Source organism: Nocardia sp. NPDC127526 (assembly GCF_042672265.1).
GTDB lineage: Bacteria > Actinomycetota > Actinomycetes > Mycobacteriales > Mycobacteriaceae > Nocardia.
Window position 1 is genome coordinate 49315 of sequence record NZ_JBHXVO010000016.1, and the last position, 18599, is coordinate 67913.

21 protein-coding genes are annotated in these 18599 nt (G+C 68.4%); 5 read left to right on the forward strand and 16 right to left on the reverse strand.

Annotated elements, in window-relative coordinates:
* Positions 1-18: 18 nt before the first annotated feature.
* From ACFVIV_RS23915 to ACFVIV_RS23925, 3 genes are all read right to left on the reverse strand, one after another.
* Positions 19-429 carry a hypothetical protein gene (locus ACFVIV_RS23915; protein ID WP_379199804.1) on the reverse strand — a complete coding sequence of 137 codons (411 nt, stop codon included), beginning with the start codon at positions 427-429 and terminating at the stop codon, positions 19-21.
* A gap of 129 nt (positions 430-558) precedes the next feature.
* On the reverse strand, positions 559-1101 hold the full coding sequence (locus ACFVIV_RS23920) for a DUF1697 domain-containing protein (RefSeq protein ID WP_379199806.1): 543 nt from the start codon (positions 1099-1101) through the stop codon (positions 559-561).
* A gap of 32 nt (positions 1102-1133) precedes the next feature.
* Positions 1134-1880 carry an acyltransferase gene (locus tag ACFVIV_RS23925; protein WP_379199808.1) on the reverse strand — a complete coding sequence of 249 codons (747 nt, stop codon included), beginning with the start codon at positions 1878-1880 and terminating at the stop codon, positions 1134-1136.
* Positions 1881-2022: 142 nt separating this feature from the next.
* Here ACFVIV_RS23925 and ACFVIV_RS23930 point away from each other — a divergent pair, with 142 nt between their 5' ends.
* Positions 2023-3354, forward strand: coding sequence for a PQQ-binding-like beta-propeller repeat protein (locus tag ACFVIV_RS23930; protein WP_379199810.1), 1332 nt, complete (start codon positions 2023-2025; stop codon positions 3352-3354).
* Positions 3355-3723: 369 nt separating this feature from the next.
* On the opposite strand, the gene ACFVIV_RS23935 is transcribed toward ACFVIV_RS23930, so the two are convergent.
* Entirely contained in the window at positions 3724-4182 is a 459-nt protein-coding gene (locus ACFVIV_RS23935; RefSeq protein WP_379200016.1) for a MarR family winged helix-turn-helix transcriptional regulator, read from the reverse strand.
* A gap of 128 nt (positions 4183-4310) precedes the next feature.
* Here ACFVIV_RS23935 and ACFVIV_RS23940 point away from each other — a divergent pair, with 128 nt between their 5' ends.
* Together ACFVIV_RS23940 and ACFVIV_RS23945 are read left to right on the forward strand one after the other, a co-directional pair.
* Positions 4311-5321, forward strand: a complete 1011-nt coding sequence (locus ACFVIV_RS23940) for an SMP-30/gluconolactonase/LRE family protein (protein WP_379199812.1) — start codon at positions 4311-4313, stop codon at positions 5319-5321.
* Positions 5322-5427: 106 nt separating this feature from the next.
* Entirely contained in the window at positions 5428-5979 is a 552-nt protein-coding gene (locus ACFVIV_RS23945; protein WP_379199814.1) for an RBBP9/YdeN family alpha/beta hydrolase, read from the forward strand.
* Position 5980: 1 nt separating this feature from the next.
* Here ACFVIV_RS23945 and ACFVIV_RS23950 read toward each other — a convergent pair whose 3' ends face one another.
* A complete protein-coding gene (locus ACFVIV_RS23950; protein ID WP_379199815.1) occupies positions 5981-6424 on the reverse strand; it encodes a MarR family winged helix-turn-helix transcriptional regulator in 444 nt (147 codons plus the stop codon).
* Between the two features lie 70 nt (positions 6425-6494).
* Here ACFVIV_RS23950 and ACFVIV_RS23955 point away from each other — a divergent pair, with 70 nt between their 5' ends.
* Positions 6495-6965 (forward strand): MarR family winged helix-turn-helix transcriptional regulator, encoded by a 471-nt coding sequence (locus tag ACFVIV_RS23955; protein ID WP_379199817.1) that lies wholly within the window; start codon positions 6495-6497, stop codon positions 6963-6965.
* A gap of 27 nt (positions 6966-6992) precedes the next feature.
* Here ACFVIV_RS23955 and ACFVIV_RS23960 read toward each other — a convergent pair whose 3' ends face one another.
* Genes ACFVIV_RS23960 through ACFVIV_RS23970 form a run of 3 tightly spaced genes read right to left on the reverse strand, consistent with a single transcriptional unit; the run spans position 6993 to position 10101 of the window.
* Positions 6993-8288 carry a class I SAM-dependent methyltransferase gene (locus ACFVIV_RS23960; protein WP_379199819.1) on the reverse strand — a complete coding sequence of 432 codons (1296 nt, stop codon included), beginning with the start codon at positions 8286-8288 and terminating at the stop codon, positions 6993-6995.
* Positions 8289-8307: 19 nt separating this feature from the next.
* Positions 8308-9285, reverse strand: coding sequence for a class I SAM-dependent methyltransferase (locus ACFVIV_RS23965; protein ID WP_379199821.1), 978 nt, complete (start codon positions 9283-9285; stop codon positions 8308-8310).
* Between the two features lie 48 nt (positions 9286-9333).
* Complete coding sequence (locus ACFVIV_RS23970) at positions 9334-10101, reverse strand: enoyl-CoA hydratase-related protein (RefSeq protein WP_379199823.1); 768 nt, start codon at positions 10099-10101, stop codon at positions 9334-9336.
* Between the two features lie 206 nt (positions 10102-10307).
* On the opposite strand from ACFVIV_RS23970, the gene aroQ reads away from it, so the two are divergent.
* Complete coding sequence (gene aroQ, locus ACFVIV_RS23975; protein WP_379199825.1) at positions 10308-10886, forward strand: gamma subclass chorismate mutase AroQ; 579 nt, start codon at positions 10308-10310, stop codon at positions 10884-10886.
* 25 nt (positions 10887-10911) lie between these two features.
* On the opposite strand, the gene ACFVIV_RS23980 is transcribed toward aroQ, so the two are convergent.
* The 8 genes from ACFVIV_RS23980 to ctaD form a co-directional block, all read right to left on the reverse strand.
* A complete protein-coding gene (locus ACFVIV_RS23980) occupies positions 10912-11685 on the reverse strand; it encodes an NUDIX hydrolase (RefSeq protein ID WP_379200017.1) in 774 nt (257 codons plus the stop codon).
* A 123-nt stretch (positions 11686-11808) separates the two neighbouring features.
* Positions 11809-12261: a MoaF N-terminal domain-containing protein gene (locus ACFVIV_RS23985; RefSeq protein WP_379199827.1), complete on the reverse strand. Its 453-nt coding sequence runs from the start codon at positions 12259-12261 to the stop codon at positions 11809-11811.
* A gap of 225 nt (positions 12262-12486) precedes the next feature.
* Positions 12487-13320 (reverse strand): ABC transporter ATP-binding protein, encoded by an 834-nt coding sequence (locus ACFVIV_RS23990; RefSeq protein ID WP_379199828.1) that lies wholly within the window; start codon positions 13318-13320, stop codon positions 12487-12489.
* A 53-nt stretch (positions 13321-13373) separates the two neighbouring features.
* Complete coding sequence (locus ACFVIV_RS23995) at positions 13374-13565, reverse strand: hypothetical protein (protein WP_379199830.1); 192 nt, start codon at positions 13563-13565, stop codon at positions 13374-13376.
* A 229-nt stretch (positions 13566-13794) separates the two neighbouring features.
* The gene (locus ACFVIV_RS24000) at positions 13795-14544 is read right to left on the reverse strand and encodes an aminoacyl-tRNA hydrolase (RefSeq protein WP_379199832.1); all 750 of its coding nucleotides are present in this window, start codon (positions 14542-14544) and stop codon (positions 13795-13797) included.
* Between the two features lie 77 nt (positions 14545-14621).
* Positions 14622-15062, reverse strand: coding sequence for a protease inhibitor I42 family protein (locus tag ACFVIV_RS24005; protein WP_379199834.1), 441 nt, complete (start codon positions 15060-15062; stop codon positions 14622-14624).
* Positions 15063-15283: 221 nt separating this feature from the next.
* Positions 15284-16513, reverse strand: coding sequence for a phosphoserine phosphatase SerB (gene serB, locus ACFVIV_RS24010; RefSeq protein ID WP_379199836.1), 1230 nt, complete (start codon positions 16511-16513; stop codon positions 15284-15286).
* 214 nt (positions 16514-16727) lie between these two features.
* Positions 16728-18464: a cytochrome c oxidase subunit I gene (gene ctaD / locus ACFVIV_RS24015; protein WP_379199838.1), complete on the reverse strand. Its 1737-nt coding sequence runs from the start codon at positions 18462-18464 to the stop codon at positions 16728-16730.
* Between the last annotated feature and the right edge of the window lie 135 nt (positions 18465-18599).

Genomic DNA, 18599 nt, shown 5'->3' on the forward strand with positions numbered 1-18599 from the left:
CCACTCACGTGCTGACCTCTATCCGAGTGAGACCACCTTGTTCTGGCCGGAGACGACGGTGTCGGCGTGGTCGACCAGGGCGACTCGGACCTGCACTGTTTGGCCTTTCGACAGCGGTGCCGGATCGCCGGTGACGCCGGCGACCGTAATCACGGCCGACTGGAGGGTGCCGTCGCAGACGACGGCATTGTCCGCGCCGGTGGCGGAGGGGCTCTCGGCGTCGGGGGCGCCGATCATGACCTTGATGGCGGCTACTCCGGCCGAGGCGTCGCAGCTGTAGTCGACGCCTACGTTCGCGGGGCCGACACCCGTGACGTCGATGCTGTTGGCGGCAAGGGCGGGGGCGGCGGTGGCGATGGCGGCTGCGGCCAGCGCAACGAGGGCGGCTGCCTGGGAGGTGGAGCGGTGATGGTTCCGAATGGTCAGCATGGATCTTCGTCCTCCTGGGTAAGGAAACGGATCACCGGACACAATCAGAGATCGCGGCGCTCAACGCGCCGCATGTCCATCGTCCTCCATCGGTACTCGACAGGGCAGCCCGGGTTCGGGGCGACCAGCTCAGGAGTCGATCTTCTTCAGCGCCTTCTGGACGGTGAGGTAGGTGCGGGTGGTGATGTCCTTACCGTGCGTCTTTTCCAGCCAGGCCATGAAGGACGGGGTTTTCGGGTCGCTGTTGTCGATGACCGAGAGGACGGCGGCGGCTGTTTCGTCGTAGCCGAGGACGCGGGCCAGGTCGGTGCTCGCGGTGGCCGGGTCGGGGAGGCCGGCGGTGGCGTCTTTGAGGAAGGTGACGGTGAGATAGGTTTCGCGGCAGTGGGTGAGGCCGGAAAACCAGTCGGCGTCGATGAGGGATCGGAGTTGGGCTCGGCTGCGGACCAATGTGCCGCCGGGGATGCCCAGTTCGGAATTCAACGCCTGCCGGATGCGGGATTCCAGGGCGGGCATATCGGATTCGCCGGTGTGGAAGATGACGTTGCCGCTGGTGAGCAGGGTGCTGACCTTGTCGAAACCGAGGCCCTCGAAGACGCCGCGCAGCTTTTCGTTGCGCATGTTCGGGTTGGTGGGCATGATCCCGCGCAGGAAGGCGGCATATCCGGTCATGGGGCGACCTTAGCGAGCGCGGGCGACAAGGCTCAGGAGGCGGCTACGCCGTTCTTCTTGCGTTCGATATCGGCCAGGGCGGCAAGGTATTCGGCGCGCTTGTCGGCGGCGGCGTCCCAGGCGTCCTTGCGGTTCTTGACCACTCGGGCGGGGGCGCCGACGGCAATGCTGAAGTCGGGGTAGTCGCCCTTGACGACGGCGTGGGCGCCGAGAACGCAGCCGCGGCCGACCCGCGTGCTGCGCAGCACGGTGACCTTGGCGGCGATCCAGGTGTCGGGGCCGATGCGAACGGGGCTCTTCACAATGCCCTGATCCTTGATCGGCAGGGTGATGTCATCGGTGACATGGTCGAAATCGCAGATATAGCACCAGTCGGCCACCAGGGTCGACTCGCCGATCTCGATATCGATGTAGGTGTTGACGACATTGTCCTTGCCGAACACCACCTTGTCGCCGATGCGCAGCGAACCCTCGTGGCAGCGCAGGGCATTGCCGTCGCCGATGTGCACCCATTTGCCGATCTCCATGCGCGCCAGTTCGGGGGTGGCGTGGATTTCGACATTGCGGCCCAGGAAGACCATGCCGCGCAGCACGATGTGCGGGTTGGCCATCTTGAACTTCCACAGCCGGTAGTAGCGCACCAGGTACCAGGGCGTGTAGGCGCGGTTGGCGAGCACCCATTTGAGCGATGCCACGGTCAGAAAGCGCGCCTGCTCCGGATCCCGGCGCCGCGATCCGGCCCAACGCGAGCGCAACGGCGCGCCCCACATGCTCGTCACGAACTTGCTCCTACTGTTCCCAGGACCGTTTAGACGAGGGTATCGGTCCCCTTCCCGGGACTCGAAAGTAGGCTGTGCTCCGGCTGCATCAGCCCCCCGAGAGCTAACCAGAGAATCGTACTGGCAGAAGGGACACCAGCAGGTGCGAAGCGGCAGGCGGCACACCGGACGTGACCAGCACGGACCGCGGATCGGTCGCACACTGGCAGCTGCGGCCGCCGGATTGCTGACGCTCACCGCGTGCGGCAGCACCACGGTCGACGACATCAAGGTCGGCAATGGCGCGGGCTGGCCGCTCGCCTTCCACGATGCGCGCAACAGCGGCTCCACGCCGGTGACCGGATCGCGGAATCTGTCGCTGAGCTGGCAGCGCCCCGTGGGCGGGCCCGTCGGCGCGCCGGTGACGGTCGGGCCCGAGGGGCAGATGTTCGTCACCACGCGCACGCCCTCGTGCCAGATCTTCTCCTTCCTCATGCAGACCGGGCGCAAGCGGTTCTGCAATGCCATGGGGCCCAGCGCCGTCGACGCGGGCGCGGCCGTGGACGGCGGCACCAATGTGTATGTCGGCGACGACGGCGGGGTGTACTCGTTCAATCTGCTCGGGCAGCCGCGCTGGCGCACACCCGTGGCGGGCGTGCCGATCTCGGTGCAGTTCACCGGGGACGGGAATGTGCTGTCGGTGACCCAGTCCGGGCAGGTCGACGTGCTCAGCCGGCAGACCGGGGACCGGGAGGTGCCCACCTTCCAGCTGCTCGGCGAACCGGACTTCCTGGACAACCCCGGGCTGAATCGACCGCCGGACGGGCAGGGCATCGAGGATTGCGCGACCGGGGGGCCGCAGTGCCCGGTCGCGAATGTGTCCGCGGTGGACCAGAAGACCGGGCGGTTCTACGCCACGGTGTGGCGGCCGGGAGTCGGCACGGCCGATCTGATGGCGCTCAGCTACGACGGCAAACAGATCCGCACCGAGTGGAGCGCGGAAATGCTGACCGGCGGCAGCGCCACCAGCCCGACGCTCGCACCGGACGGGTCCACGGTGTACGTGGGCGACAATGCCAATCGGCTCATGGCCGTCGACACCTCCGATGGGCGCACCAAGTGGGTGCACGATCTGGGATTCCCGGCGCGGGGCGCGATCTCCGCTCAGGACGGGCTGCTCGTGCCCGCCGGGGACGAGGGGCATCTGCTGGCCATCCGGGACAATGGTGACAGCGCCCAGATCGCCTGGGAGCGCAAGGATCTGGCGCTGCGCGGCAAGCCGGTGCAGACCGCCGGGGGTACCGGGTACACGGTCGCCCCGATCGGCGAGCACCTCACCCTGGTCACCTTCGACACCAAGACGGGTGCGACCGTCGACTCCGATGACATGCCCGGGGCGGAAGGCACGACCGTGGGCACCTCCATCGGCGCGGAGGGCGAGGTCGTGGTGACCACCCGCATCGGCGAGATCTTCGTCTACAAGCCGGAGAAGTAAGCCCAACTCTCGGGACTCTCAGGGGCTTACGCCCCTGAAACCCCAACCCGGCAGCGGCCTTTCGAGCGGTCAGGACTCCACAGGGCTTACGCCCCCGAAACCCCAACCCGGCAGCGGCCTTCCGGGCGGTCAGGACTCCACAGGGCTTACGCCCCCGAAACCCCAACCCGGCAGCGGCCTTCCGGGCGGTCAGGACTCCACAGGGCTTACGCCCCCGAAACCCCAACCCGGCAGCGGCCTTCCGGGCGGTCAGGACTCCACAGGGCTTACGCCCCTGAAACCCCATCCCGGGGCGCAGCTTTCGGGCCGCCGGACTCGCGAGGCTGTCGCCTTGGAACCGCCGGGGCCCAGCGCAGGTGCTCGCGCGCTCTAGACCTTCGGAGGCTGGGGCGGTTGTTCGGGGCGGACGGAGTCCAGCAGGGCGATCGCTCGTTCGAGCATGTCCTTCAGGGCTTTTCGTTCCTTGTCGGTGAATTCGGCGGCCAGGGCGCGTTCTACGGGAATGGCGCGCTTGTCGGCGTCGCGGAGGACTGCCGCGCCTTCCTCGGTGAGGCGCGTCTCGAGGACGTTGCGGTGCCAGGCGTGGGGGGTGCGTTCGATGAGGCCGCGGTCGCGCAGGTTGGCCAGGACCGTGTTCATGGTGGGCGGGGTGACGCAGCACTGACGGGCCAGTTCGGCGGCGGAGATGCCCGGGTTCTCGCTCAGCACCAGGAGGGCCGCGTACTGCGGAACCGTCACGCCCGCAGGTTTGACGGCGGCGAGTTTGGCCGCTTGCAGGGCCTGTTCGGCGCGCTTGAGGTACGCCCCGAGGCGTTCGGCGGTTGGCATCGACGTCACTTGTGCATGGTATTCGACTCTTCCGATTGTTCGAACATTGACTATCATTAGAACTCTAATCTATGTTCGATGCCGCACTTAGGTGATACCTCTACTGATCCGCACCGGAAGGCGCACTCATGTCCCGTTCGACCCGACTCCGCATTGCCGCGCCCGCGGCCCTGATGCTGGCGCTGGCGGCCTGCTCCACTAGCGCGGAGCCCGCGGCCCCGAATGATCCGGCCCCGGCCGCGCGCGTCGGCACCGCCTTCGAACTGCCCGAGGAACGCGCGTATCCCGAAGGGATCGCGGTGGATTCACGCACCGGGGACGTCTACGTCGGCTCCTGGACCACCGGCGCGATCTACCGCGCCACGGCGGGCGCCAGCAGGGCCGAGATCTTCCTCCCCTCCGGTGCGGACGGGCGGCTGACGGCCAACGGCCTGCGCGTCGACAGTGCCGGGCGGCTCTGGGTCACCGATCACACCGCCGGAGTCGCGGTGTACGACACCGGGACTCGTGCGCTGCTGGCCCGGTTCGACGCGGCGGCCGCCGACAAACCGTTCATCAACGATCTGGCCATGACCCCGGACGGCAGCGCCTACATCACCGACAGCGTGCGCCCGGTGATCTATCGCGTCGGCCCGGAACAGCTCGCGGATGCCATGGCGAACGGCGGGCGCGGGAACCTGCCCGTCTACGCGGATCTGAGCGCGGCGATCGGCCCCAGCGCACCGGGCAGCTACATCCTCAACGGCATCGTCGCCGACGAGTCCGGTCGCTACCTGCTCACCGTCGACATGGCCTCCGGCAACCTCTACCGGATCACCGTGCAGCCGCAACCGGCGATCACCAAGGTGGATCTGAAGGGCGGCAACGTAATCAACGGCGACGGCCTCGAACTGCGCGGCGACACCCTCTGGGCCGTGCACAACAAGGACAACGCCATCAGCCGCTGGCAGCTCAGCGGCGACGGCGCCACCGCCGAACTCCGGCAGCGCGTCACCGATGAGGCGCTGCGCATCCCGACCACCATGGCGCACAGCGGCGATCGCACCCTCGTGGTCGTCTCGCAATTCGACCGCGGCGGCCCCATGGGCGACGGCACGCCGAGCAACCCGTTCCGAGTGGTCACGGTCGAGGGGATCTGACCGGCGCGAATCCGGCAAGGATTCGCTGTGAGCGGACAGCGGGAATCGACTGCGCGGACGGCGGGTTCGATCAGGGGCAATACCTCGAATCGTTTGGAGTAGCAGTTTGAGCACCATCGTCGTCTCGCACGAATTCGCCAGTAGCCCGGACCAGGCGTGGTACGGGCATCTGGCCGCCGCCCTGGGCGACCACGACGTGCGGGTGCCGCAGATGCCGGATCCCGAAGCGCCGCAACCCGAACCGTGGCTGCGGGCGGTCACCGCGGAGATCTCCGATCCTGCCGACACCGTACTGGTCGGCCACAGCCTCGGCGGCGTGAACCTGCTGCGCCTGCTGGAGCGGCACGAGGGCGCGCCCTTCGCGGGCGTCGTCCTGGTGGCGTCGATGGCGCACGAGGTCGGCTACGACCAGCTGGCCGGGTTCTTCGAGGGCGGCTTCGATTGGGAGCGGATTCGCAAGGCCGCCGAGCAGTTCCGGGTGCTGGTCGCCATCGACGATCCGGTGCTGACGCCGGATCCGCTCGAGCACGTGCGGTTGTTCGCCGCGAACCTCGAAGCCAAGGCCGTCGTCACGCCGGACGGCATTCACTTCAGCCGCCTGCAGGACCGGCGGGAGCTGCACGAGGCGGTCGCCTTGGTGGAGGAAGTGCTGCCGTGAGTCAGTTGCGTTCGCGGGCAATGGCATCCAGGTTGTCCGCGATCCGCTGCAGCATGCCGATCAGCACGCGGTAGCCGTCCGGGCCGAGACCGTCGATGGTGGCGGCGCGTTCGGCGTCGATGAGCTGGGATACGGCGGCGTAGACACTGCGACCGTCCGAAGTGAGGGTGTGGTTGCCGTCGGCGTCGACGGCAACCACACCGCGGTCGACCAGAGCGGTCACCTGCGGGGCCACGGTGGGTTCCGCGTCATCCAGGAAATGCGCGTGGGCGCGGTCCAGTTCGGCCAAGGTCACCGGGCCGGCGGAGATCGTGTTGATGACCTGCCAGGAGCGGCGGACCAGGCCGTGGTCGGCGAGCAGGGCGGCGAAGTTCTCCTCCAGCATGCGATCGATGTGGCGGAGGTAGTAGCCGAGGGGTTTCCCGGGTGCGTGCGCGGTGGTCATGATCCTCTCCTCAGAAATATGTCAGATTACATGTACTTGTAGTTTAACAAGCAGTTGTAGAATGACAAGGGTGACGGAGAAAGATCCCGCGACGGCTGCCATCGAGCGGGCGATGGTGGCGATCCGGCGCAGCCAGACCCGCCGCAGCCTCAGCCGGCTCGGCGCATTCGGCGAGGGGCCCGCAATGGACCCGACCGTGTTCGGGGTGCTCGACGCCGTCGAAGCGCGTGACGGGGAGGCCACGGTCACCGATATCGCGAACACACTCGGAGTCGACCAGCCCCGCGCTAGCCGCTTGGTGGCGCGCGCGGTCTCGGACGGGCTCCTGGAACGGCGCGCCGATCAGGCCGACGCGCGCCGCGTGCTGCTCCACCTGACCCGTAAGGCGCAAGCGGCCCTCGAACGCGCGCACAGCGCGCGGCAAGCGGTCTTCGCCCGCGCCACCGCGGACTGGACGGACTCCGAACGCGACGAATTCGCCCGGCTGCTCACCAGATTCGTCGCGGATTTCCAGGCAACGGTCGCCGCGCCCGAAGACTGACGCCGGCCTCGGGACGACCGACGCCAGTTACGGGGTGGCGCAGATGAATACCGTGGCGGTGCGGCCGATGCGCGTGACGACCAGCGTATGAGGTTGCGTGCCACGAGGTTTCAACTTGGCCCGCAGCGCGTCGGGGTCGATATCGACACCGCGCGTGAGGATTTCGAGCGGACCACAATTCCGGCGATGCAATTCGGCCCGTAGCGGCTTCTCCCGGAAGTCCATCCGATCGAGAATCCGGAACCCGCGCACGCCCTCCGGCACGCTGTCGCCGGTCACATACGCGATGCGGGGATCCAGTTGCCACAGACCGTGTTTCGCGGCGTAGTGGCGCACCAGGCCCGCCCGCACGACCGCCCCGTCCGGGTCGACGATCCACTCCCCCGGCTCACGCTCGGGAATGTCATCCGCCTCGGCATCGGTGAGGCTCCACGACTCACCGCTCGACGAAAGCACTGTCGCCCGCCGCGTCACGCCGGATTCCGCCAGACCGGGCGACCACAGACACGCCTCCCGCACCGCACCGTCCAACGACACCACCTCGACCTCGCCCGCCCAGCCGAGCTTGTCGAAATCCAGTCCGGGAGCGCACTTCACGACAAGATCGCGGCCGGCATAGGCGTCGAGTAGATCCGGCAGCGGAGGTTGCAGCTTCGCCGGATCATGCGTCCGCCGCCCGTCGGCCCGCCGCGCCGGATCCGCGATGACCACCTCGGCACCACTGCACGGCGCCAGCGCATCCGCCTTGGCCAACAACACATTTCGGGTCACCCGGTCGGTCATCCCGGCGTGTTCTGGGCCGGGATTCTCCTCTTGCGCATGGGGATTCCGGCCAAAAGCGTGCCGGAATGACGGGGGCTCGGCGGCGGTGGCGGCGGCGGTGTTCGAGTTCACCGGTAGCGCACCGAGATTGTGGGCGGCCATGGCGAGGCGCACGTCGTCGAGGTCGCTGCCGATGACGGCGGGGCAGACGCGAGCGAGTTCGGCGAGTTCCGCGCCGATCGAGCAGGTCACGTCGTGGACGGTGCGGCCGGCCAGGCGGGCGGCGCGATGGCGGGCCACCGCGGTGGGGGTGGCCTGCTGGAGGGCGTCGTCGGTGAAGAGCCACTCCCCCGACTCGGGGAGTTTGGCGGTGGCGCGGCGACGCAGGCGGATGGTTTCGACCAGGACGGCGGCGCGGTCGCCGTGGGCGCGGCGGAGCTGTTCGAGGTCGCGCAGCAGCGACTTCGGGGTGAGGTCGAGGCGGTCGGCCCCGGTCAGCGCAGCCAGGCCGGCCGCGCTGCCGAGATAGGCGACGTCGTCGCGAGTGAAGGCGTAGCCCAAGGGATTTCGCCGGTGCCGGTTACTTGGCGGAGGCGCCGGGCTTCACGCCGGTGATCATGACGTTGTAGAAGAACTGGCGGGGGACGATGTGGCGGAGCACCTTCTCGTCCAGCTTGGACAGGCCCAGCCAGGCCTTGTACTGGGCCATGCGGTAGCGCCAGGTGAGCTTGGACTCCGGCACGGCCGCCTCGAAGGTGCGGACCGGCCAGCCCCACAGGGCGGCGGCGAATTCCTCGGTCTTGGCCAGCACGTCGACCGCGCCGGCGCTGGTCGCCATGCGCTCCAGGTCGGAGGGGTCGAAGGTGTGCAGGTCGACGACGGCCTCGAGGGCGGCGGCGCGGGAGGACTCGTCCAGTTCGGCCTGCGGGCGGCGCCAGTCGCTCAGGAAGGGGAGCTTGGTGACCTCGGTGGTGACCTTCCAGGTGACCTGGCCGAGCTTGCGGGCGTAGAAGTTGCCGATGGTGGTCGGCTCGCCGGCGAAGACGAAGCGGCCGCCGGGCTTGAGCACGCGCAGGCATTCCTTGAGCGCCAGTTCCACATCCGGGATGTGGTGCAGCACGGCGTGGCCGACGACCAGGTCGAAGGTGTCGTCCTCGTAGGGAATGGTCTCGGCGTCGGCGACGCGGCCGTCGACGTCCAGGCCGAGGTTCTGGCCATTGCGGGTGGCGACCTTGACCATGCCCGGGGACAGGTCGGTCACCGAACCGGACTTGGCCACGCCGCCCTGCATGAGGTTCAGCAGGAAGAAGCCGGTGCCGCAACCGAGTTCGAGGGCCCGCTCGTAGGGCAGCTGCGCGTCGGGGACCACGGCGTCGAAACGGCCGCGCGCGTACTCGATGCAGCGCTCGTCGTAGGAGATGGACCACTTCTCGTCGTAGGTCTCCGCTTCCCAGTCGTGGTAGAGGACCTGCGCGAGCTTGTTATCGGAATACGCGGCCTGGACCTCCGCCTCGGTGGCGTGCGGGTTCGGCGCGGGGTCTTCAGGACGAGCAGTCATAACAGGGCAGCCTAATGAACGCCCCGGTGAGCCCGTGTATCGGCCCGGTTATCCGCGCGTGAATCGGGCCGACCCGGGCCCGTCCACCAAATAGGAACGTGTTCCAACCTGCTGATCTGCGCTGCCAAACAGCCCGGCCCACTCCTTGCGCGCCCGGTCGTGCCCGTGCGTGCCCGCCTCGAACACCCGCTTGGCGGCGCCCAATGCGAGGCCCGGCGCGCCCTGAAACTGCCCGGCCCACCGCAGTGCCGCGGCGAACACATCGTCGGGCGCCACGACCTCGTCGACCAGGCCGATCTTCTCGGCTTCCTCCGGATCCACGAACCGCCCGCTGTAAACCAGGTCCTTGGCCTTGGACGGCCCGACCAGCAGGCTCAGCCGCCGGATTCCCGCCAGCGGAATCAGCCCCGCCTTGATCTGCGGCAGCCCGAGCTTCACGTTGTCCCCGATGATCCGCCGGTCCGCGGCCAGGGCCAGCTCCAGCCCGGCACCCAGCGCATACCCGCTGATCGCCGCCACCGTCGGCTGCGGCACCCGGGCCAGGCAGCTCAACGCGGCCTGAAAATCGGCGACGACCGCCTCGGCCTGGGCGGGCGTGAACCCCGCCAGCTCGGCCATCTCGTCCCCCGCCGAGAACACCCGCTCATCCCCGTACACGATGACCGCCGAAATCCCGGCATCCCCCGCGATCTCCGCCGCGGCGGCGGAAACCTCCAGCGCCACCTGCAGATCGATCAGATTCATCGGCGGGCGGGCGATCCGGAGAACGGCAACGCCCTCCGCCACACCCCGGTCCACGGTCACAAACTCGGCCACAGCCGACACCCTACTGCCGCGCCGCGGCCCGATCCGCGCCACCTGTGCCCCGGGGCACGCACCGAGCGGCGTGTGATGCGGCGGTCACGCACCATCACGTGCACGTCAGCCTCCTTTCAGCAAACTCTTATGCCGCGCGATCAGAATCGGAGCGGCGCAAAAGTCGCGCATTGAAGAGGAAGGTACATGTGATGCGAGGTCTGGCCATGGCAGCCGTATCGACGATCGCCGTGCTGACCGGCCAGCTCGGAACCGGCACCGCCGCCACGGCCGCGGCGCAGGACACCGGATCATTGGATCGGCTGGTCGGCCTGCTGGCCGAACGGCTGGAGACCGCCGATACCGTCGCGGCCGTGAAATGGGCGACCGCCGAACGCGAGGGCACCCGGCCCGTCATCGACGATCCCGCCCGCGAGGCCGTCATCTACGACGCGATGGCGCGACTCGGCGCGCAGCGGGACCTGCCCGACGCCTGGGTCCGGCAGGTCTTCCAAGGCCAGATCGAGGCCAACAAGCTGGTGCAGCGAGGTCTGGTCACGCTGTGGAGCAACGGTGCGGCATCCGCGCCCGCCCCGACCGTGGACCTCACCGCCATACGCCCGGTGATCGACCGGGTCAATGGCGAGATCATCGACGAATTGGCCGGTAAGCGAGCCGAATTGGACGCCCCGGACTGCGCGGCGCGGCTGGCGAGCAGCGTGCTGGACACCGTGAGCGAACGGCACAGCGACCCGCTGCACCAGGCGGCGCTGGTGCGCGCGGCGGCTCCGCTCTGCGAGCGGTGAGCCGGGCGCACGGCGTTCGCGGGGACTACTCCGGGCGCTGCGAACCGCGCAGGCGGGTGTTGTCGGGGAGGTCGGCGAAGTAGCGGTCGGCGTGGGGAAAGGCCAGGGCGGCTTTGGGGGCGGTGGGGTCGTAGACCGGCATGATGGGTGTGATGGCAGGGCTGGCCGCGAGAATGGCGGCGGTGGAGGGGAATTCGGCGAGGGCCACCAGTTGGGTCCAGGTGGGCGGGAGGAGGACGTCGAGACCGTTCTTCCAGCGGGTGATGGCTTCGGCGGGGGTGCACCAGGTGACGACTTCGGCCTCGGAGGTGGCATCGTCGGCGTGCTGCCCCTCCGGGAGGACGGCCACGAAGAAGCGGGTGTCGTAGCGGCGGGGTTCGACCTCGGGGGTGATCCAGTTGTCCCAGGGGCGGAGCAGGTCGGCGCGCAGGACGAGGTTCTCCTGCGTGAGGAAATCGGCGAAGGTGAGATCGCGGCGTTCCAGGCGGGCGCGGGCCGCGGCGTAGACGCTGGTGTCGGAGACGACGGTGTCGGCGGTGGGGCCTGCCAGGAGGACGCCGCATTCTTCGAAGGTTTCGCGGACCGCCGCGCAGACCAGGGCTTGGGCGCGGGGGGCGTCGGTGCCGAAACGGTCTGCCCACCAGGCGGGTTCGGGGCCGGCCCAGTCGAGGTGGGCGGAGGCATCGGAGGGGTCCACGCCGCCACCGGGGAAGACCGTCATGCCCGCGGCGAAGGCCATGGCGTTCACGCGGCGCTGCAGGAACACCTCGGGGCCGTGCGCGCCGTCGCGCACCAACATCACGGTGGACGCGTCCTTGACGGGCGCGGCGGGCTGAGAGTCGGTCGGGGCTACGGTCTCACTCACACTCCGCACCCTAACGGTTGCTAGGTCACCGCGACAGAACCTGGTTCGGTTCCGGGCTCAGTCGGTGAGGTGGACCGAGCCGGTGCGCGGCTCGATGGTGAAGGCGCCGGACGGGTCGTCGCGATGCGATCGGGTACCGGTGAGCATGCCGGTGCGATAGTCCTGCACCTGGCTGAACACATCGCCGCTGCCCGCATCGGCCCAGGTCACCAGGAACACACCGGTTTCCAGATGCTCGATCGCGACCGGCGCCACGGTCCTGCGGCCGCTGTCGGCGGCGACGTAGGTCAGCGTGCGGCCGTCCCCGGCGAAGGTCACGGTGCCACCGGAACCGCTGTCGTAGCGCAATTGCACGGTTTTGCCGTGCAGATCCGACGGCACCGCGGCGGGGCCCAGTCCCTCGGCGGATTGGATCGCCGAAACCTTTTGCGGCGCCGGTGGATCGGCGACGCACCCGGCTGCGGCGAACGCGATGGCCACGAGCGCCACCACAGCGATGGTCCGGCCCACTCCTGCTCCCTCCGTCCGCGGCGGCCCCACCCGTGCCACCGCCCCGCGCCGAGCGTTCGCCGAGAATTGGCTACACAGCGGCGATCGACTCGACATACCAGTTCACAGCGAATCTGGTCATGTTGCGGACAGTTTGCCCGCTGAGGGAGGGCGATGCAATGGCAGCGCGCCGGAATCTCCGGTGGCAGGCCGGTGAATTCCGCGCGGCCGGACCGCGCAGCGGATTCAGCGGGTCCGATGCCGCCCGAAACGCTGGCTGCGGCGGGCGAAGTAGCGACCGTCGATGCGATCGAGGGTGATGGACTGCCGGAAGGCCTCGCTCAGGTTCTCGGCGGTCAGCACGTCCTCGAGCAGGCCCTGCGCCACCACCGCGCCCTCGTTGAGGAGCATGCCGTGGGTGAAGCCCTGCGGGATCTCCTCCACATGGTGGGTCACCAGCACGGTCGCCGGCGCGTCCGGATCGGCGGCGAGATCGCCGAGGCGCTCCACCAGTTCCTCGCGCCCGCCCAGATCCAGTCCGGCGGCGGGCTCGTCGAGCAGCAGCAGTTCGGGATCGGTCATGAGCGCGCGGGCGATCAGCACCCGCTTGCGCTCGCCCTCCGACAGCGTCCCGTAGGCGCGATCGGAAAGGTGTTCCGCGCCCAGGCTTTCCAGGATGTCCACGGCCCGGTCGGTATCGACCTCGTCATAGCGTTCCCGCCACCGGCCCATGACCGCGTACCCGGCCGACACCACCAGATCGCCCACCTTCTCGTCGCGCGGCACGCGACTGGCGACGGCGGCGGAGGACAGGCCGATGCGGGGGCGTAGCTCGTTCACGTCGACCCGGCCCAGGGTCTCGCCCAACAGGTTGGCGCTGCCCGAGGTCGGGTACATCTCGGCCGCCGCCATCCGCAGCAGCGATGTCTTCCCGGCGCCGTTGGGGCCGAGCACAACCCAGCGTTCGTCGAGCTCCACCTGCCAGGTGACAGGTCCTACGAGCGTATGGCCCGAGCGTCGGACGGTGACATCGTTGAAATCGATGAGCAGATCGGGATCCGGTTGTGGCACGGGGTCCATCTTTGCCCACCGCCCTGGACGATCGTCAACGTGGTGCGAAATATCTGTGCGTGTCATCGCCTCCGATGGGGTCCCGACGTGAATTCGTCAGCCGGACCGTCGAATTCCAGGGGTGTGGATAGCTCCGTCCGATCGCCGCGAGCGCGCGCGTCGGCGCTCGTCGACCGGAACATGCGCGCGAACAGCAGTGCGGCCGGAACCGAGAGCACCACCCAGAGGATGAGAATCAACAGCAGTGTCGTCATTTCCGTTGGTTTCCTTTCAGGAAACTCGTGCACCGATCATTGCCCTCTGATCCGGGGAAGTCGAGCGGGCGTGCACATATATGCCAGCACGCCGACCATCCGGTTCGCAGCTGGGACACGCGACATTCACAAATCGTTCGAATGCCCCGGCCACCACGGTCAGTACCGGAACCGATACCCGGGCCGCGCCGAGCTGAAACCCGCCGGGCCGCACGGCGCGGCGAGCCGCTCAGGGCACCGCGATCACGGTCGTCGACCCGGGCGCCACTTCGGTGAACCCGGCGTCGCGCACCGCGACCGCCGTACGGTCGGCCTCCCGGCGGAGCAGGTGCTGCCAGCGCTCCTGGTCGGCCTCGGCGACGGTGCATCGGTAGCCGCGCGCCGCCCAGGCATACGCCCGCTGCACCGGCATGGCGCCGGCCAGCAGCATGCTCGCATGCCCGACCTGCGCGGCGGCCTTACCTACCGTCATACCCAGATCCGCGTTCACCCATAGCACCGGATACGCGTCATCGATTTCCCCTGGTTCATCGACAGGTAGTTCGGTGCCGCCGATCTGCAGGCGTTTGATGCGCGGGTCGATGTCCCCGACCGGGCCGGGCACGAACGCCCGCGCCTGCGCGCCCTCGAATTCGACTGTCACGCCGTCCACTTCCTGCGCGGCCAGCCAGTGCGCGCCGCGGGCCCGCCGCGCCACCTTGCGAATCCGGGAGCGCTTCCAGCCCAGGTAGCGCGCCTCCCATTCGCCGTCCGGGCCGACCCGCTCGTCGAGGCACAGCGCCACCACCGCCGAGGCCGCCGCCGCGAGCAGCGCGCCGCGCCTGGGCGGATCGTTCTTCGGGATGTGCAGCACCATCTGCATGGCCTGCACCAGCGCCGGATCCGCCGGGTCTCCCCCACCGCCGTAGCCGCGGGCCAGCTCGGCGTGCCGGGCCGCGAATCCCGCGTCGATGGTCGACTCCACGCTGGACAACGGCATCACTCCTCACGAGAACGGCTGCCGGCCAGCTTAATCGGCGGGTGAGTGTGCACCGGAGCACACTCACCCTGCGGCGGCTACTGGACGGTGAGGTTCAGCGTGAAGGTCTGCGTCGGCGGCACGCCCTGCTCCCACGGGCGGACGTAGTTCAGCACCAGCCGCGTGGTACCGGGATTGATGCCGATGAAATACCACTTGGTCTCCCCGCCCTGGCCGGGCTTGGGGCCACCGTCACTGGTGTCCTGCTCGAAGACCGGCTCACCGTTCTGCTTGACGATGTTCTGGTCCAATTCCCCCAGTTGCCAGGAGTATCCGGTGCTGGGATTGGCCTTCAGCTCAACCTTGATCGCCTGGCCGACGACCAGCGTGCGGGACTGGTTGTTCTCGTCCTCGTCCACGTCGATGGTCTCCGCCGCGCCGGCCGAGGTGGTCGTCGGCGGCACGGTGTTCGGATTCTCGTTGTCCCCGCACCCGGTCAGCGCCAGGCCGAGCAGCAGCACCGCCAGTGATGTACGCACCCGCACGGACCATCTCCCATCGTCGTGGCCGGATTGACTCCGGACCACGCTACCGACGGGAGAGCGATGGAGACGGCAAGCGAATCGGACAAGTCGCACCACCCCCGTCATCCCGGCGTGTTCTTGGCCGGGATCCACTGCGGCTGGTGGATCCCGGCCAAGAGCGCGCCGGAATGACCAGGAGGCTCGCGCCGGAAGACACGGCGGCTATCGCGGGCGGCTCAGCGGCCCAGCGGGACCCGCCGCACGCCGCCGTCGAGGGCGTCGGCGGCTTCGACCTCGTCGCGGGTCACGCCGAGGATGAACAGGATCGCGTCCAGGTACGGGTGCGAGAGCGCGGCATCGGCGACCTCGCGCAGCGCGGGCTTGGCGTTGAAGGCGATGCCCAGGCCCGCGGCATTGAGCATGTCGATGTCGTTGGCGCCGTCGCCGACCGCGACGGTCTGCTCCATCGGCACCCCGGTCTCGGCGGCGAAGCGGCGCAGCATGACGGCCTTGGCCTCGCGGTCCACGATTTCGCCGACCACCTTGCCGGTGAGCTTGCCGTTGACGATCTCGAGGGTGTTGGCCTGGACGAAGTCCAATTCCAGTTCGTGCGCGAGCGGTTCGATGACCTGGCGGAAGCCGCCGGACACCACGCCGCAGCGGAAGCCGAGCCGGCGCAGGGTGCGAATGGTGGTGCGCGCGCCCGGGGTCAGCTCGATGCGATCGGCGACCTCGTCGATGACCGAGGCGTCCAGACCGGCCAGGGTCGCCACCCGCTGGCGCAGTGATTCGGCGAAATCGAGCTCGCCGCGCATGGCGGCCTCGGTGACCTTGCGGACCTCGTCCTCGACGCCGGCGTGCGCGGCCAGCATCTCGATGACCTCGCCCTGAATGAGGGTGGAGTCCACGTCGAACACGATGAGCCGCTTGGCCCGTCGCGCCAGGCCCGCCCGCTCGACGGCGATATCGACGCTCTCCTTGGCGGCGACCACCGACAGCGTGGTGCGCAGCGTGGTCTCGGTGTCGGCGTCGCCGGAGGGGACGGTGACCCCGAGCTCCAGACCGGTCACCGGGTAGTCGGCGATGCCGCGAATCGAATCGATGTTCACGCCCTGCTCGGCGAGCTTGCGCGAAATCGCGCTGAACGCGCGGGCGGTCACCGGGCTGCCCAGCACCACCACGGCATGGGTGGAGAGCTTGGCGCCGGTCACGGAATTGGGGCCGATCTCCACATCGACGTTCATGCCGATACTGGCCATGGCGTCCTCGAGCTGATCCTGCAGATCCTCGGGATCGGTGTGACAGGAGACCAGCACACCCAGGGTGAGGCGGCCGCGGATGACGACCTGTTCGACATCGAGCAGACTGACGCCATTGTGCGATAACGCCGCGAGCAGTACCGACGTCACGCCCGGCTTGTCGGGTCCGGTGACCGTGACCAGAACCGTCGTGTCAGACGTGCTCAATCGAAACTCCCGTTCTCGCGACTTGCCGCTTGCGGTCAGCGGCGCGGACTCATTCTGTCAGGTGTAAGTCGAGCGGCCCTCTTCGCCCGTTAACCAGGTGGCGGGTGTCACGCGACACCGCCTTCGGCCGTCTCGGAATGGCCTGGGCCGACTGTCTCCGAAAGCGAACGCGGCGCCCGTCATTGGACGGACGCCGCGTATCAGCTGCTGGGAATTACTTCCCGATCTTCTCCAGCTCGTGCACGGTGTGGGACTTGGAGCCCCAGCCGACATGGGCCTCGGCGCGCATGCGCTCGACCATGTGCGGGTAGTGCAGCTCGAACGCGGGGCGCTCGGAGCGGATGCGCGGCAACTCGTAGAAGTTGTGCCGCGGCGGCGGGCAGGAGGTGGCCCACTCCAGGGAGTTGCCGTAGCCCCACGGATCGTCCACGGTCACGACCTCGCCGTAGCGGTAGGACTTGAAGACGTTCCAGATGAACGGCAGCATCGACGCGCCCAGGATGAAGGCGCCGATGGTGGAGACCGTGTTCAGGCCGGTGAAGCCGTCGCTGTCCAGGTAGTCGGCGTAGCGACGCGGCATGCCCTCGTTACCCAGCCAGTGCTGCACCAGGAACGTGGTGTGGAAGCCCACGAAGGTAGCCCAGAAGTGCCACTTGCCCATGCGCTCGTCCATCATGCGGCCGGTCATCTTGGGGAACCAGAAGTAGATACCCGCGAAGGTGGCGAACACGATGGTGCCGAAGAGCACGTAGTGGAAGTGCGCCACCACGAAGTAGGTGTCCGACACGTGGAAGTCGATCGGCGGGGAGGCCAGCACGACACCGGACAGACCACCGAAGAGGAAGGTCACCAGGAAGCCGATGGAGAACAGCATCGGGGTCTCGAAGGTCAGCTGGCCGCGCCACATGGTGCCGATCCAGTTGAAGAACTTCACGCCCGTCGGGACCGCGATGAGGAAGGTCATGAACGAGAAGAACGGCAGCAGCACCGCGCCGGTGGCGTACATGTGGTGCGCCCACACCGCGATGGACAGCGCGGCGATACCGAGCGTGGCGTAGACCAGCGTGGTGTAACCGAAGATCGGCTTGCGGCTGAAGACCGGGTAGATCTCCGAGACGATGCCGAAGAACGGCAGCGCGATGATGTACACCTCGGGGTGGCCGAAGAACCAGAACAGGTGCTGATAGAGCAGCACACCACCGGAGGCCGGGTCGTAGATGTGACCACCCAGGTGGCGGTCATAGGCCAGCGCCATCAGCGCGGCGGTCAGCAGCGGGAAGGCCAGCAGCACCAGCACCGAGGTCACCAGGATGTTCCAGGTGAAGATCGGCATGCGGAACAGCGTCATGCCCGGGCAGCGCAGGCAGACCACGGTGGTGATCATGTTGACGCCGCCGAGGATGGTGCCCAGGCCGGACACGGCCAGGCCCAGGATCCACAGGTCCGCGCCTACGCCGGGCGAGTGCACGATGTCCGACAGCGGGGTGTAGGCGGTCCAGCCGAAGTCGGCCGCGCCGCCGGGGGTGATGAAGCCCGCGGTCGCCATCGAGCCGCCGAACAGGTACAGCCAGTAGCTGAACGCGTTCAGGCGCGGGAACGCCACGTCGGGCGCGCCGATCTGCAGCGGCAGGATGATGTTGGCGAAGCCGAACACGATCGCGGTCGCGTAGAACAGCAGCATGATCGTGCCGTGCATGGTGAACAGCTGGTTGAACTGCTCGGGCGAGAGGAACTGCATGCCCGGGCGCGCCAGCTCGGCGCGCATGAGCAGCGCCATGAGGCCGCCGACGAGGAAGAAGGACATGGCCGTCACGAGGTACATGACGCCGAGGACCTTCGGGTCCGTGGTGGTGACCATCTTGTAGATGAACGAACCCTTGGGACCCGTCCGTTGCGGGTATGGCCGAGCCGCTTCCACTTCACGGACTGGGCGTGGCTCTACGGCAGTCACTGAACCTCCTGACAGGTACCTTCTGGTCGTTCGTCGCGGGTGCTACCGGCGTCCGGATTCGTGCACAGACGAACGACGGGCGGCATGCGCTGTCATGGATCGTAAACCGTGCTGCCCCACCGGTCGCCAGGTGGT